The following is a 14,916-nucleotide window of genomic DNA, read 5'->3' on the forward strand; positions in this document are numbered from 1 at the left end:
AGCCCCGCCGTCGGAGCCCGGCTCGCCCTCGGTAGACTGGTCCGACGGTCGGAACGTACGCGGGGGGAGCACGGATGATCCTCTCCCTCGTGGCGTTCGCCGCGGTGGCCGTGGTCACGCCGTTCGCCTCGGGGGTCATGGGGCGCCGCATCTTCCCGGTCATCGCGCTCGTGCCGACGGCCGTGTTCGCCTGGCTGCTGACGCTCGTGCCGGCCGTCGCGGGCGGCGAGGTCGTCGTCGAGCGCATCGAGTGGATCCGCGCACTCGACATCGCGCTCTCCTTCCGGCTCGACGCGCTCTCGCTGCTGCTCGCCCTCGTCGTCACCGGCATCGGCGCGCTCGTGCTGCTCTACTGCACCTGGTACTTCCGCGACGACGAGCCGTCGCTCGGCCGCTTCGCGGCGCTGCTGCTCGGCTTCGCGGGCGTGATGCTCGGGCTCGTGACCTCCGACGACGTGTTCGTGCTGTTCACGTTCTGGGAGGCGACGAGCGTCCTCTCCTACCTGCTGATCGGGCACGACGCCGCCAAGCGCGAGGCGCGCGGCGCGGCGCTGCAGGCGCTCACCGTGACGACCTTCGGCGGGCTGGCGATGCTCGTCGGCCTCGTGATCCTCACGGTGGGCGGCGGCACGACCTCGCTGCACGAGCTCGTCGCCGATCCCGTGACGGGGGTCGCTGCCGAGGTCGGCGTGGCGCTCGTCCTGATCGGCGCGATCTCGAAGAGCGCCCTCGTGCCGTTCCACTTCTGGCTCCCGGCCGCGATGGCGGCGCCGACGCCCGTGTCGGCCTACCTGCACGCCGCGGCGATGGTGAAGGCGGGCGTGTACCTGGTCGCGGTGCTCGCCCCGGCGTACGCCGACCTCGCGGTGTGGCATCCGATCGTCATCGGCATCGGCGGGTTCACGATGCTGGTGGGCGGATGGCGCGCGCTCCGGCAGACCGACCTCAAGCTGGTCCTCGCCTACGGCACCGTGAGCCAGCTCGGCTTCCTGATCCTCGTCGTCGGCCAGGGCATGCGCGACGCAGCGCTCGCGGGCACGGCGCTGCTGCTCGCGCACGCGCTGTTCAAGGCGGCGCTGTTCCTCACCGTCGGCATCGTCGACCACGCCGCCGGCACACGTGACAAGCGCAAGCTGTCGGGCCTCGGGCGGCGGATGCCGTGGCTCGCCGCGTTCGCGACGGTCGCTGCGGCGTCGATGGCCGGGCTGCCGCCGCTCCTCGGATTCGTGGCGAAGGAGGCGGTCTTCTCCGCGCAGCTCGAGGCCGCGGCATCCGGCGAACCGGGAGCGCCCTGGGCCTGGTCCGCGCTCGCGGCGGCGGTCGTCGGGTCGATGCTCACCGTCGCGTACAGCTGGCGGTTCGTGAACGGCGCGTTCGGGACGCGTCCCGGAGCCGAGCCCACCCCGTTGCACCGCGAACCCGCCATGATGTCGTTCGCTCCGGGGGTGCTCGCGGCGGCCTCGCTCGCGACCGCGTTCGCGCTGCCGCTCGTCGAACCGCTGCTCGACGCGTACGCGTCGACCCTGCCGGGGCCGGCCGAGTACCACCTGGCGCTCTGGCACGGCCTCGAGCCGGCGCTCGCGATCTCCGCGCTGGTGTTCGGTGTCGGCGCGCTCCTCGTCTGGCGGCGCGACGCCGTCGCCCGCGCCCAGGCGACCGTGCCCGACACCGTCGACGCCGGGCGCGGGTACCTGCGGCTCGTCGGCGCGGTCGACCGCGGCGCCGCCCGGCTGACCACGCTGATCCAGTCCGGGGGCCTGCCCGGCTACCTGGCCGTGATCGTCGCGGTGTTCATCCTGGGGCTCGGCGGCGCGGCGGCCGCGAACGGAACCTGGCCCGACGGCATCCGCCTCTCCGACGGCCCGTCCCAGCCCGTCATCGGGCTCGCGATGATCGTCGCCGCCTCCGCGGCGGTGGTCGTGCGGCAGCGACTCACGGCGGTGCTCCTCGTCGGCGCGACCGGCTACGGCATGGTGCTGATCTTCGGCATCGGCGGCGCGCCCGACCTCGCGCTCACGCAGGCCCTCGTCGAGACGCTCACGATCGTGGTCGTCGTGCTCGTCCTCCGACGCCTGCCGCGCCAGGTGACGGGCCGGCGAGCCGTGGTCCGCGCCCCGCTGCGCATCGCCCTCGGCGCGCTCGCGGGGATCGTGATGGCCGTCGTCGGCGTCGTCGCGCTCGGCGCCCGGATGCGCCCGAGCATCGCCGAGGGCATCCCCGCGCTCGCCGAGGAGGCGCACGCGAAGAACCTCGTGAACGCCCTGCTCGTCGACATCCGCGCCTGGGACACGCTCGGCGAGATCTCCGTGCTCGTCGCCGTCGCGACCGGCGTCGCGAGCCTCATCTTCGTCTCGGGTCGCATGGGCGGCGCCCCGCGCCTGGCCGACGTCGACCGGCGCGAGCGCTTCCTGCCCCTGCCCGAGCAGGCGGCCTCGATGCGCGCCGCCCGTCGGCCGCTCGCCGACGTCGAGCACGAGACCGATGCCGCGGCCGAGGCCGCCGCGACCCGTCAGACGTGGCTCCTCGCCGGGCGGACCCTCTCGCCGCGCAACCGCTCGATCCTCATCGAGGTGCTCGTGCGCCTCCTGTTCCACCCGGCCATCGTCGTCTCGGTCTACCTGCTGTTCGTCGGGCACAACGCGCCCGGCGGCGGGTTCGCGGGCGGCCTCCTCGCGGGGCTCGCGCTCGTCGCGCGCTACCTCGCCGGCGGCCGGTACGAGCTCGGCGAGGCCGCGCCGATCGACGCCGGACTGCTGCTCGGCACAGGTCTCCTCGTGGCCGCCGGCACCGCGGCATCCTCGCTCGTCTTCGGCCTGACCGTCTTCGAGTCGACCTGGTTCGAGACCGACGTGCCGGTGCTCGGCGCCCTCTCGATCGGCACGTCGACCCTGTTCGACATCGGCGTGTACCTCGTGGTGGTCGGCCTCGTGCTCGACATCCTGCGCACCCTCGGCGCCGAGATCGACCGCCAGATCGACGAGGCCGGCCCCGACGCCGTTCCGGCCGATCCCGCGGAGGTGGGCGCATGACCGCCTCGCTCACGCTCGTGATCATCGCCGCAGTGCTCTTCGGCACGGGCATCACGATCATGCTCGAGCGCAGCCTCACGCGCGTGCTCATCGGGTTCCTGCTCGTCGGCAACGGCGTGAACCTCTTCATGTTCACGATGAGCGGCATGACCGGCCTCGCGCCGATCCTCGGCGAGGGCGTCGACGAGGGCACGATCTCGGACCCGCTGCCGCAGGCGTTCGTGCTCACCGCGATCGTGATCAACCTCGGCATCACGGCGTTCATGCTGGCGCTCATCTACCGCAGCTGGTGGCTCGCCCAGCTCGGCGAGCGCGGCGACCTCATCGTGGACGAGGACGAGATGGCCGAGGACGCCGAGGAGACCGCGGACCTGTACCGCAGCTCCGAGGAGGACGACCGCGCCGTGCAGGCCGTGCTCGACGCCAGCGACGAGGACGGGGGCCGCGCATGACCGACGCGCTCGTGCCCCTCATGGTGCTGCTGCCGCTCATCGGCGCGGCCGTGGCGCTCATGCTCGGCCGCCGCCAGCGCGCGCAGATGGTCGTGTCGACGCTCGTGCTCGCCGCGGTCGCGGCGATCGCCGTCGTGCTCCTCTCGCGCGTCGACGCCTCGGGCTCGGGCATCGCGGTCGCGGTCGGCGGGTGGCCGCCGCCGTTCGGCATCATGCTCGTGGTCGACCGGCTGTCGGCGATCATGATCATCATCTCGGCGCTCATGCTCCTCGGCGTCCTCGTGTACGCCGTCGGCCAGGGCATCGCCGACCAGCACCGCGAGACGCCGGTGTCGATCTTCCACCCGACCTACCTGATCCTGTCGGCGGGCGTGTTCAACGCCTTCATCGCGGGCGACCTGTTCAACCTCTACGTCGGCTTCGAGATCCTGCTGTCGGCGAGCTACGTGCTGCTGACGCTCGGCGGCACGGGCGAGCGCATCCGCGCGGGCGTGACGTACATCATCGTGAGCCTCGTGTCCTCGCTCTTCTTCCTCAGCGCGATCGCGCTCGTCTACGGGGCGACGGGCACCGCGAACATCGCGCAGCTGTCGGTGCGCCTCGCCGAGCTTCCGCAGGACATCCAGCTGATCCTGCACCTGCTGCTGCTCATCGCGTTCGGCATCAAGGCCGCGGTGTTCCCGCTGTCGTTCTGGCTGCCCGACTCGTACCCGACCGCCCCCGCCCCGGTCACGGCCGTGTTCGCGGGCCTGCTCACGAAGGTCGGCGTCTACGCGATCATCCGCACCGAGACGGTGCTCTTCCCCGAGTCCGACCTGTCGACGCTGTTCCTCGTGATCGGCGGGCTGACGCTCGCGGTCGGCATCCTGGGCGCGCTGACGCAGGCCGACATCAAGCGACTGCTGTCGTTCACGCTCGTGAGCCACATCGGCTACATGATCTTCGGCATCGGGCTCGCGAGCGTCGCGGGCCTCGCGGCGACGATCTACTACGTCATCCACCACATCAGCGTGCAGACGACGCTCTTCCTCACGACCGGGCTCATCGAGCGCTTCGGCGGGTCGACGTCGATCACGCGCCTCGGCGGGCTGCGCCGCGCCTCGCCCATGCTGGCCGTGCTGTTCTTCGTGCCGGCCATGAACCTCGGCGGCATCCCGCCGTTCTCGGGCTTCCTCGGCAAGGTCGGCCTGTTCGTCTCGGGGGCGGATGCCGCGGGCGGCACGACCACGGCGACCGAGACGCTCGGCACCTCCTCCCCCGGTCCGGACTGGCTGATCTGGACGGTCGTCGCGATCGGCGCCGCGACCTCGCTCGTGACGCTCTACGCGCTCGCGCGCTTCTGGAACCTCGCGTTCTGGCGGCCCAAGGCCGAGCTCGAGGGGTACCGGTCGCGGCTCATCGACTCGGTGCAGGAGGCACCGGGGGCGACCGTCGTCGCCACGCGCACCACGCCCGTGCTCATGCTCGCCGCGACGGCCTCGCTCGTCGTCCTCACGGTCGCGCTCACGGTGTTCGCCGGCCCGCTGTTCGACCTGTCGAGCCGCGCGGCCGAGAACCTGCGCGATGCGAGCGTCTACGTCTCGCTCGTCTTCCCGGAGGGTGTGCGATGACGGATGCCACGGGCCGCGGCCCCGATGACCGCATCCGCCGCCGCGATGCGATACCCAAGACGGCGGGCTCACCGACCCCGCCCGCCCAGCCCGTCCCCGACCCGCCGGTGCCGGCGTCGCCGGCCGAGCTCACGCGCTGGCAGGCGGTGTGGCGGCAGCTCCCGCTGCTCGCGGGCCTCGTCGCGTTGTGGGTCTTCCTCTGGGACCACGTCGACGTGCTGACGGTGACGACCGGCGTCGTGCTCGCGATCGCCGTGACCCGGGCCTTCTACCTGCCGCCGGTGCTGCTGAGCGGGCGGTTCAACCCGTGGCGCGGGCTGGTCCTCGGGCTCTGGATGATGTTCGACGTCGCCGTCGCCTCGGTCCAGGTCGCGGCGCGCGCCGTGTGGCCGGGGTGGCAGCCCATGAACGCGATCATCGCGGTGCAGCTCCTGACGCGCTCCGACCTCGTGACGACGCTCACGGCCGAGGCGATCACGGTCGTCCCCGGAACCGTCGTCGTCGACATCGACCGGGAGCGCGGGCTGCTGTACCTGCACGCCCTCGGCACGCGCAGCGACGCCGACCTCGCCGACGCCCGCCGGCACGTGCTCGCGACCGAGGAGCGCATCGTGCTGGCGATCGGCACGCATGAGCAGGCCGAGGCGGTGCGCGCGGCGCGACGGCATCGACGCGCGACCGGCCACCCCATCACCGCGGCGAAGCCCGAGCCCGAGGAGCTCGCCGAGCGGGAGGACGACGCATGAGCGCACTCGACGTCATGGGGCTCGCCGCGGGCGTGTTGTTCGGGGTCGGCGCGATCGCCGCCGTCATCCGCATCATCCGCGGGCCGACCATCCTCGACCGCGCCCTCGCGACCGACGTGCTCCTCGCGATCGCGATGTGCGGGCTCGCCGCCGAGATGGCGGTCAACCGGCACACCGACACGCTCGTGGTGCTGCTCGTGCTCGCGCTCTTCGCGATCGTCGGCTCGATCGCGATCGCGCGCTTCATCGGCAAGGAGGACGAGTCGTGAACCTCGCCGAGATCGGCATCGGGGCGCTCATCCTCCTGAGCGGGTTCCTCTCGATGGCCGCGGGCATCGGCGCGCTGCGCTTCCCGGACGTGCTGACCCGCCTGCACGCGGCGACGAAGCCGCAGGTGCTCGGCCTCGCGGTCGTGCTCCTGGCGATCGTGCTCCGCGTGCCGTCGTGGGGCGTCGTGACGACGGTCGTGCTCATCATGACCTTCCAGCTGCTCACGCAGCCGATGACCGCGCACATGCTCGGCCGCGCCGCGTACCGCACCGACGCCCTGCGTCGCGACCTCCTCATCGAGGACGACCTCGGCCGCGACATCGCCGAGCACGAGCACGACGAGGACGACGACGAGGGCGGCGTCGAGGGCGGCGTCGCCCGCTCGGACGGGCGCGCGGACGCCGACCGCTGAGCCCGGCTGGGAACGCCGCCCCGGCCCCCGCGACGCCCCCCACCCGGCATCCGGTTCTCCGGACCCACGCCGCCCCGCGTCGCCCGCCCGCACCTCGTTCGCCGCACCCCACGCCGCCCGCGGAGCCCAGCGACGCCCCGCGAAGCCCCGCACGCCGGGGGATACCGTTCTCAGGACGACACGCCGCACGTCCCGTCCGACACGCGTCGGAGATCCTGAGAAGAGGCCGGATTCGCGCGGAACTCCTGAGAACGGACTCGGGCTCAGGCGCGACCGGTGAACTGCGGCGTGCGCTTCTCCTGGAACGCCGCGAAGCCCTCGCGGTAGTCGTCCGTGTCGCAGAGCGCCGCCTGCGCGCGGTTCTCGTCCGACATGGAGTGCCAGAGGCCGTGCCGGTGGTCGCGCAGGTCGGCGACGAGCCGCTTCGACGCGACGAAGGCCTGGGTGGGGCCGGATGCCGCGTCCCGCGCCGCCGCACGCGTGGCCTCGAGCACCTCGTCGGCGGGGAGCACCCGCGAGAAGAGCCCGGCCGCGACGGCCTCCTCGCCCGACATGAGCCGGCCGGTGACGATGAGATCCATCGTGCGGTGCGCGCCGAGGCGCTCGACGAAGAGCGCGTGCCCGCCGGAGTCGAGCGTCGCGCCGAGGTTCTTGAACGGCGAGCCGACCTTGGCGGTGTCGGCGACGTAGACGATGTCGCTCGCGATGAGGAGGCCGAGGCCGACGCCGAGGCATGCCCCGTGCGCGACCGCGAAGGTCGGCGCGGGGAACCGTGCCATCCGCTTCAGCAGCGGCTCCACGCGCCCGCCGAGGTAGCCCTGCACGTCGTCGTCGCGCGGGTCGACGCCCGCGATGTCCCGCCCGGCGCAGAACGCGCGACCCTCGCCGCGGAGCACGAGGGCGCGCACGTTCGTGTACTCCGCCTGATCGTAGGCCTCGCCGAGCTCGGCGAGCGCCGCCTCGTCGAGCGCGTTGAGCTTGGCGGGGGCGTTCAGGGTGATCTCGGCCACGCCGTCGTGGATCTCGAGCTCGATCATCCGTCTCTCTTCTCTCTCCTCATCGACGGTCACGGTGCTCTCGCCGAGTGTTACCGGTCCCGCCGAGTGATACCGGTGCGCCGGTATCACTCGGCGACAGCTGTATCACTCGGCGGCGGGGCCCCCGGGCGGGCTACACGTCGTAGTCGACCACGACGCGGTCGGATGTCGCGTGCGACTGGCAGGTGAGCACGTATCCGCGTTCGAGCTCCTCGGGTTCGAGCGCGTAGTTCTCCGTCATGTTCACGCTGCCGTCGACGACCCGCGCGCGGCACGTGCCGCACACGCCGCCGGCGCACGCGAACGGCACGTCGGAGCGGACGCGGAGCGCCGCGTTGAGGATCGACTCGTTCGCGCTGACCGGGCTCTCGACGCTCGACGAGAGGCCGTCGAGCGTGAACTCGATCGCGACGGTCGGCTCGCCGCGCTCGACCGTGACGGGTCGGCCGTGCCGCGGCTCGGTCGCCCGGTCGGCGTCGGTCGTGAACAGCTCGTAGCGCACCCGACCGGATGGCACGTCGCGGGCCTCGAGCGTGTCGCGCGCGAGCTGCACGAGCTCGAACGGCCCGCACAGGAACCACTCGTCGACCGTCGCCGGCGGGATCAGCGCGTCGAGCATGCGCTCGAGCTTCTCGGCGTCGATGCGGCCCGACAGCAGCGGCGCCGTGCGCTGCTCGCGCGAGAGCACGTGGTGCAGCGCGAGCCGGGCCGGGTACCGGTCCTTCAGCTCGGCGAGCTCCTCGAGGAACATCACGTCGCGCGTGGACCGGTTCGTGTAGACGAGCGTGAAGCGCGCATCCTCCGACCGGGCGAGCACGGTGTGCGCGAGCGCCATGAGCGGCGTGATGCCCGAGCCGGCGGCGATGCCCACGACGTGCTTGCCGTCGAGCGAGTCGAGCCCCGTGGTGAAGGTGCCCTGCGGGCTCATCACGTCGATGCGGTCGCCGGCGGCGAGCTCGGTGTTCGCCCACGTCGAGAAGCGGCCGCCGAGGTCGCGCTTGATCGCGACCGACACGCTGCCGCGCACGGGAGGCCGGCAGATCGAGTACGACCGGCGCAGCTCGTGCCCGTCGAAGTCGCGCCGCAGCGCGACGTACTGTCCCGGGAGGTACGCGTAGTCGTCGGCGAGCTCGTCGGGCACCGCGAAGGTGACCTCGACCGAGTCATCCGTCAGCGGGCGCACCTCGGCGACCTCGAGCGAGTGGAACCGCGCACGACGGCGCTTCGGGGCGGTGTCGCCGCCGACCGCGCTCTGGAGGAACGCGTCGGCGATCGCGGCATCCGTCGTCAGTGTGCCCGCGGCGTCGCGGGCGGGGGCTCCCGTGGAGCCCAGGTTGGTCGCGGCCATCAGAGCACCTTGAAGTAGTCGAAGGGCTCGAGGCAGTCGCGGCACTCGTAGAGCGCCTTGCACGAGGTCGAGCCGAAGCGGGCGAGTTCGCGGGTGTTCAGGGAGTCGCAGCGCGGGCACTTGACGGCCATCTGCAGGCGGATCGGCCCGGCGTCGCGCACGGGCGCGTTCCCCGACGGGGCCTGGATGCCGTACTTCCGCAGCTTGTCCTTGCCGGTCTCGCTCATCCAGTCCGTGGTCCAGGCGGGCGCGAGCACCATCTTCACGTCGACGTGGTCGTACCCCGCGTGCGTGAGCGCGAGCACGACGTCGTCGCGCATCGCGTCCATCGCGGGGCATCCGCTGTAGGTCGGGGTGAGCTCGACGTGCACGGCACCGTCGTCGTCGACGGCGACCGAGCGCAGCACCCCGAGGTCCTCGATCGTGAGCACGGGCACCTCGGGGTCGGTGACGGTCGCGGCGACGTCCCACGCCGCGCGAGCGGCGGGGTCGCTCGGCACGGGTCGGGCGACGGATGCCGCGGCCTCCGCCTCGACGCCCGCATCGCGACGCACGTCGGCGGCCCCGCGCCGCACCTCGGCCGCGGTCACCACGACGCCCCCGGGTGCGAGCGTGCGAGCACCTGCATCTCAGCCAGGAGCGGCCCGAGGTGCTCGGTGTGCTTCCCCTCGCGGCCGCGGCCGTCGACGACGAACGCGGTGCGGCCCTCAGGGCGCGCGAGGTCGGCCTCGGCGAACACCTGGTCGATCACGGCGTCGAACGGCTCGCGGAGCGACGACGGCAGCGGCGCGATGCCCTCCTCGGCGAGCCGGGCGACGACCTCGTCGTCGCGGAACAGCTCCTCGACGTACGGCCACGTCTGCTCGACGGCGCGGAGCATGCGGCGACGCGACTCGTCGGTGCCGCCGGCGAGGCGGAGCGTCCACTGGATGGCGTGGTCGCGGTGGTAGTCGACCTCCTTCGACGCCTTCGCCGCGATCGCGGCGAGCGTGGCATCCGTCGACCCCTCGAGGCGCCGGTAGAGCTCGACGAGGTACGTCGAGGCGACGAGCTGCCGTGCGATCGTGTGCGCGAAGTCGCCGTTCGGCTGCTCGAACAGCCACGCGTTGCGGAACTCCGGCTCGTCGCGGAAGTACGCGAGGTCGTCCTCGCTGCGCCCGTCATGGGTGCCCGCATAGTGCAGCAGCGATCGCGCGTGGCCGAGCAGGTCGAGCGCGATGTTGCCGAGCGCGACGTCCTCCTCGAGTTCGGGCGCGCGCGTGATCCAGTCGCCGAGGCGCTGCGCGAGCACGAGCGAATCGTCGCCGAGGCCGAGCGCGTAGGCCGAGACATCCGCGGATGCCGCGTGGCCGGCGCCGGCCGCCGCGCCCGCGTACTCCTCGGCGAGCGCGACCCGGTCGACGGTGACGTCGCCGTGTGGGTCGAGGTCCTCGCCGCTCACAGGTGCTTCACCCCTTCGGACTTCGTGTAGTACACCGCGTGGCGGTAGTTCTTGCCGGCGGGGCTCTCGAAGAACGCGCCCTTCGCGTCGGGGTCGCTCGTCGTGACCGCGTCGGCGGGCACGACCCAGATCGACACGCCCTCGTTGCGTCGGGTGTACAGGTCGCGGGCGTTGCGCACGGCCATGTCGGCGTCGGGCGCGTGCAGCGACCCGACGTGAACGTGGCTCAGTCCGCGGTTGGCGCGCACGAAGACCTCCCACAGGGGCCAGGCCTCGGTGCCGGTCTCGCCGGGGGTGCTCATCTCGTCTCCTCGTCTCGGTCCGCTCCGTCGCGGATCGCGGGTCTGTGTGGTGGGGCGGCCGGGCCGCGTCAGGCGGCGACCGCCGTCTTCTCTGCCTGCTTGCGGGCGTACTCGGCCGCGGCCTCGCGCACCCACGCGCCCTCCTCGTGGGCCTCGCGGCGCCGGCGCAGTCGCTCGGCGTTGGCGGGGCCGCGACCGGCGAGCACCTCGTGGAACTCGGTCCAGTCGATCTCGCTCATGTCGTACGCCTGGCGCTCCTCGTTCCACTTCAGGTTCGGGTCGGGGAGCGTGACGCCGAGCACCTCGGCCTGCGGCACGAGCATCCCGACGAAGCGCTGGCGCAGGTCGTCGTTCGAGAAGCGCTTGATGTTCCACGCCATCGACTGCGCCGAGTTCGGCGACTCGTCGTCGGGCGGGCCGAACATCATCAGCGAGGGCCAGTACCAGCGGTTCACCGCGTCCTGCGCCATCTCGCGCTGCGCCTCGGTGCCCTGCATGAGCTCGAGCAGGATCTCGAAGCCCTGCCGCTGGTGGAAGGACTCCTCCTTGCAGATGCGCACCATGGCGCGACCGTAGGGGCCGTACGAGGCGCGGCACAGCGGCACCTGGTTGCAGATCGCGGCGCCGTCCACGAGCCATCCGATGGCGCCCATGTCGGCCCACGTCGGCGTCGTGTAGTTGAAGATCGACGAGTAGCGCGCGCGGCCCTCGATGAGCTGCTGCATCATCTCCTCGCGGCCGATGCCGAGCGTCTGCGCGGCCGAGTAGAGGTAGAGGCCGTGGCCGGCCTCGTCCTGCACCTTCGCCATGAGGATGGCCTTGCGCTTGAGGCTCGGCGCCCGCGAGATCCAGTTCGACTCAGGCTGCATGCCGATGATCTCGGAGTGCGCGTGCTGGCTGATCTGGCGGATCAGCGTCTTGCGGTACGCGTCGGGCATCCAGTCGCGCGGCTCGATGCGCGAGTCCTGCGCGATGAGGTCGTCGAAGCGGGCCTGCGCCTCGTCGTCGCGGTGCTCATCGATGCTGGCCACGCTCAGCTCGGCGGGTGCGGTCATCGTCGACTCCAATGCTCTCGGGACCGGATGGTGCGCGGTGCTGCGAACACTTTACCAACCGATCGTTCAGTTAGTATATGCTGAGGTTCTGCGCCGGGGCAATCAGGGCCGCCGGCGACTCCCCCGCACTCGATGAGGAGCAGCGCATGACGGATGTCGCGACCGAACGCCAGGGCGCCGGCCGGCCCGCCGACGAGCAGGCGGATGCCGCGGCATCCGCTCGCCTCAACCGCGAGATGATGCAGCGCGACCTCGCCTCGGCGATGCTCGGCATGGTCGTCGAACGCGACGACCCCGGCCACGCCGTCGTGTCGATGCGCGTGCGGGAGGACATGACCAACGGGTTCGCCATCACCCACGGCGGGCTCGTCTTCACCCTGGCCGACACGGCCTTCGCGATCGCCTGCAACGAGGACCACCGGGTCACCGTCGCCGCGGGCGCCGACATCACCTTCCTGAAGTCCACGGTCGCCGGGCAGACGCTCACCGCGACCGCCGTGCGCCGCGCCCGCAGCGGCCGCACGGGCCTCTACGACGTGACGGTCGTCGACGAGCAGGGCGACGCCGTCGCCGAGTTCCGCGGCCGGTCCATCTCCACCAACCGCACCATCTGAACCCCGGGAGCCACCGTGTCGACGACGACCCTTCCGCAGTCCCCCATCGAATCCCGGCCCACCGTCTCGGGCCTCGCGCCCGCCTCGCCCGACGAACTCGACCCCGAGGAGCGCATGTCGCGCGCCGAGATCGAGGCCCTCCAGCTCGAGCGGCTGCAGTGGACCGTGCGCCACGCCTACGAGAACGTGCCGCTCTACCGCCGCAAGTTCGACGAGCACGGCGTGCACCCCGACGACATCCAGACGCTGGCGGATGTCGCGAAGCTCCCCTTCACGACCAAGGACGACCTGCGGCAGACCTACCCGTTCGGCATGTTCGCCGTGCCGATGGAGCAGGTCGCGCGCATCCACGCCTCGTCCGGCACGACGGGCCGGCCGACCGTCGTCGGCTACACGCACGACGACCTCGACCGCTGGGCGACCCTCGTCGCCCGCTGCCTGCGCGCGAGCGGCGTGCGGCCCGGCATGAAGGTGCACAACGCGTACGGTTACGGCCTCTTCACGGGCGGCCTCGGCGCGCACGCCGGCATCGAGAAGCTCGGGGCGACCGTCATCCCGATGTCGGGCGGGCAGACCGCGCGCCAGGTGCAGCTCATCCGCGACTTCGAGCCCGACGCCATCATGTGCACGCCGAGCTACCTGCTCACGATCGCCGACGCCATGGAGGAGGCGGGCATCGACCCGCGCTCGACCACGCTGAAGACCGCGATCCTCGGCGCCGAGCCGTGGACGAACGAGATGCGCCGCCGCATCGAGGAGCGCATGGGCCTCGACGCGGTCGACATCTTCGGCCTCTCCGAGGTCATGGGCCCGGGGGTCGCCAACGAGGCCATCGAGACGAAGGACGGCCCGCACGTCTGGGAGGACCACTTCCTCCCCGAGGTCATCGACGGCGAGACCGGTGCGCCGCTTCCCGACGGCGAGCGGGGCGAACTCGTGTTCACGTCGCTCACGAAGGAGGCGTTCCCGGTCATCCGGTACCGCACGCGCGACCTCACCCGGCTGCTCCCCGGCACCGCGCGACCCGGCATGCGCCGCATCGAGAAGATCACGGGCCGCAACGACGACATGATCATCCTGCGCGGCGTGAACCTCTTCCCGACGCAGATCGAGGAACTGGTGCTCGGCATCGAGCACCTGACGCCGCACTTCATCCTCGAGCTCACCCGCACCGGGCACATGGACGACATGACCGTGCGCATCGAGCGCCACCCCGACCTCGAGGTCGACGTGTGCCAGGCCGCGACGGTCGTCCTCGCGGGGCGCATCAAGGAGTTCATCGGCTCGTCGGTGACCGTCCGCCTCGAGGAGCCCGGCACGCTGCCGCGCAGCGAGGGCAAGTACAAGCGCGTCTACGACCTGCGCGAGCCGCGCTGATGCGCGCCCACCCGGCCTGACAGACTGAACCGGATGTCACCGAACACCGCGCTCCGACGAGGCCGCCCCGGCTACGACCAGCAGGGCATCCTCGAGGTCGCCGTCGCCGCCTTCAACGAGTACGGCTACGACGCGACCTCGATGGGCGTGCTCGCCGACCGCCTCGGCCTGTCGAAGTCGGCGATCTACCACCACTTCTCGTCGAAGGACGAGATCCTCGAGCGCGCGCTCGACCAGGCGCTGGGCTCGCTCGAGGGCGTGCTCGACCAGACCGAGGCCGCGGGCGGCAGCGCCGCCGACCGGCTCGACGGGGTGCTGCGCGGGGCGGTCCGCGTGCTCGTCGCCGAACTGCCGTACGTGACCCTGCTCCTGCGCGTGCGCGGCAACACCGAGGTCGAGCGGCGCGCCCTCGCGCGACGCCGTGCGTTCGACAAGCGCGTGACCGCCCTCGTCGCCGAGGCGCAGTCCGAGGGGTCGCTCCGCTCCGACATCGACGTCCGCATCGTCGAGCGGCTGCTGTTCGGCATGATCAACTCGATCGTCGAGTGGTACCGGCCCGGCGGCCGAGAGGATGCCGCGCGGCTGGCCGACGACGTCGTGGCCGTCGCGCTCGACGGGCTGCGCGTGCCCGCCGGCGCTCCGCGCCCCTGACGCCGGCTCGCGCCATCCCAGTCGTCGTCACGAGCGGCGGGTCGCGCCGGCCCGGCACCCGCCGATCGTGACGACAAGCCGACGACGCCGCCCGCGAGCCGTGACATCCGCCCCGACCGGCTGCCAGACTGTCGCCGGGAGAAGGGGGACCCGATGATCGAACTGCTCGACGGCCTGCCCGAGGGCGTGATCGGCTTCCGCGCCGTCGGGACGGTCACCGCGGCCGACTACCGCGAGGTGCTCGACCCCGCCATGGACGCCGCGATCGAGGCGAGCGGCAAGCTCGACTTCGTCATCGTGCTCGGCGACGAGTTCGACCACTACTCGCTCGGCGCGATGCTCGAGGACGCGAAGCTCATCGGGCGGCCGCTCTCGCTCTGGGACCGCGCCGCCCTCGTGACCGACCGCGACGTGCTCATCGGGATCGCGGTGGCCTTCGGCGGACTCGTGCCCGGCCAGTTCAAGGCGTTCCCGCTCGCGGCGCGCGACGAAGCGATCGCGTGGGTCGCCGAGGGTGCGGCGGCGCCGACGACCTGACCCGACTCGCCCGGGTCCGTCCAGACGACTGGGCC

General features: G+C 72.2%; 16 protein-coding genes. 10 read left to right on the forward strand and 6 right to left on the reverse strand.

Going from position 1 to position 14,916, the window contains the following annotated elements; all coding sequences use genetic code 11:
- The first annotated feature begins 74 nt into the window (after positions 1–74).
- The 6 genes from ACQ393_RS14260 to mnhG are packed head-to-tail and all read left to right on the forward strand — an operon-like array spanning position 75 to position 6,519.
- On the forward strand, positions 75–3,029 hold the full coding sequence (locus ACQ393_RS14260) for a Na+/H+ antiporter subunit A (RefSeq protein WP_430647525.1): 2,955 nt from the start codon (positions 75–77) through the stop codon (positions 3,027–3,029).
- Complete coding sequence (locus ACQ393_RS14265; RefSeq protein WP_430647526.1) at positions 3,026–3,481, forward strand: NADH-quinone oxidoreductase subunit K; 456 nt, start codon at positions 3,026–3,028, stop codon at positions 3,479–3,481. The genes ACQ393_RS14260 and ACQ393_RS14265 overlap by 4 nt, the downstream gene beginning before the upstream one ends.
- Positions 3,478–5,091 (forward strand): Na+/H+ antiporter subunit D, encoded by a 1,614-nt coding sequence (locus ACQ393_RS14270; protein ID WP_430647527.1) that lies wholly within the window; start codon positions 3,478–3,480, stop codon positions 5,089–5,091. Before ACQ393_RS14265 ends, ACQ393_RS14270 begins: the two co-directional genes overlap by 4 nt.
- Positions 5,088–5,837, forward strand: a complete 750-nt coding sequence (locus ACQ393_RS14275) for a Na+/H+ antiporter subunit E (RefSeq protein WP_430647528.1) — start codon at positions 5,088–5,090, stop codon at positions 5,835–5,837. The genes ACQ393_RS14270 and ACQ393_RS14275 overlap by 4 nt, the downstream gene beginning before the upstream one ends.
- Entirely contained in the window at positions 5,834–6,106 is a 273-nt protein-coding gene (locus tag ACQ393_RS14280; protein ID WP_430647529.1) for a monovalent cation/H+ antiporter complex subunit F, read from the forward strand. Before ACQ393_RS14275 ends, ACQ393_RS14280 begins: the two co-directional genes overlap by 4 nt.
- A complete protein-coding gene (gene mnhG / locus ACQ393_RS14285; protein ID WP_430647530.1) occupies positions 6,103–6,519 on the forward strand; it encodes a monovalent cation/H(+) antiporter subunit G in 417 nt (138 codons plus the stop codon). Before ACQ393_RS14280 ends, mnhG begins: the two co-directional genes overlap by 4 nt.
- Before the next feature lie 263 nt (positions 6,520–6,782).
- Here the strand turns inward: mnhG and ACQ393_RS14290 are convergent, their stop codons facing one another.
- The 6 genes from ACQ393_RS14290 to paaA form a co-directional block, all read right to left on the reverse strand.
- Entirely contained in the window at positions 6,783–7,556 is a 774-nt protein-coding gene (locus tag ACQ393_RS14290; RefSeq protein ID WP_430647531.1) for an enoyl-CoA hydratase/isomerase family protein, read from the reverse strand.
- 133 nt (positions 7,557–7,689) lie between these two features.
- The gene (gene paaE, locus ACQ393_RS14295) at positions 7,690–8,904 is read right to left on the reverse strand and encodes a 1,2-phenylacetyl-CoA epoxidase subunit PaaE (protein WP_430647532.1); all 1,215 of its coding nucleotides are present in this window, start codon (positions 8,902–8,904) and stop codon (positions 7,690–7,692) included.
- The gene (gene paaD / locus ACQ393_RS14300) at positions 8,904–9,404 is read right to left on the reverse strand and encodes a 1,2-phenylacetyl-CoA epoxidase subunit PaaD (RefSeq protein WP_430647595.1); all 501 of its coding nucleotides are present in this window, start codon (positions 9,402–9,404) and stop codon (positions 8,904–8,906) included. The genes paaE and paaD overlap by 1 nt, the downstream gene beginning before the upstream one ends.
- Before the next feature lie 86 nt (positions 9,405–9,490).
- Positions 9,491–10,345 (reverse strand): 1,2-phenylacetyl-CoA epoxidase subunit PaaC, encoded by an 855-nt coding sequence (paaC, locus tag ACQ393_RS14305; RefSeq protein ID WP_430647533.1) that lies wholly within the window; start codon positions 10,343–10,345, stop codon positions 9,491–9,493.
- Positions 10,342–10,647: a 1,2-phenylacetyl-CoA epoxidase subunit PaaB gene (gene paaB / locus ACQ393_RS14310; protein WP_067948099.1), complete on the reverse strand. Its 306-nt coding sequence runs from the start codon at positions 10,645–10,647 to the stop codon at positions 10,342–10,344. The genes paaC and paaB overlap by 4 nt, the downstream gene beginning before the upstream one ends.
- 68 nt (positions 10,648–10,715) lie before the next feature.
- The gene (gene paaA / locus ACQ393_RS14315) at positions 10,716–11,702 is read right to left on the reverse strand and encodes a 1,2-phenylacetyl-CoA epoxidase subunit PaaA (protein ID WP_430647534.1); all 987 of its coding nucleotides are present in this window, start codon (positions 11,700–11,702) and stop codon (positions 10,716–10,718) included.
- 146 nt (positions 11,703–11,848) lie between these two features.
- Here paaA and paaI point away from each other — a divergent pair, with 146 nt between their 5' ends.
- The 4 genes from paaI (at position 11,849) to ACQ393_RS14335 (ending at position 14,881) form a co-directional block, all read left to right on the forward strand.
- Entirely contained in the window at positions 11,849–12,316 is a 468-nt protein-coding gene (paaI, locus tag ACQ393_RS14320) for a hydroxyphenylacetyl-CoA thioesterase PaaI (protein WP_430647535.1), read from the forward strand.
- A 114-nt stretch (positions 12,317–12,430) separates the two neighbouring features.
- Positions 12,431–13,693 (forward strand): phenylacetate--CoA ligase PaaK, encoded by a 1,263-nt coding sequence (gene paaK / locus ACQ393_RS14325; RefSeq protein ID WP_430647596.1) that lies wholly within the window; start codon positions 12,431–12,433, stop codon positions 13,691–13,693.
- A gap of 33 nt (positions 13,694–13,726) precedes the next feature.
- Entirely contained in the window at positions 13,727–14,344 is a 618-nt protein-coding gene (locus tag ACQ393_RS14330) for a TetR/AcrR family transcriptional regulator (RefSeq protein ID WP_430647536.1), read from the forward strand.
- 153 nt (positions 14,345–14,497) lie between these two features.
- Entirely contained in the window at positions 14,498–14,881 is a 384-nt protein-coding gene (locus ACQ393_RS14335; RefSeq protein ID WP_430647537.1) for an STAS/SEC14 domain-containing protein, read from the forward strand.
- The last annotated feature ends 35 nt before the right edge of the window (positions 14,882–14,916 follow it).

Origin of the sequence: Agromyces sp. GXS1127 (assembly GCF_050565425.1) — a bacterium.
Taxonomy (GTDB): domain Bacteria; phylum Actinomycetota; class Actinomycetes; order Actinomycetales; family Microbacteriaceae; genus Agromyces.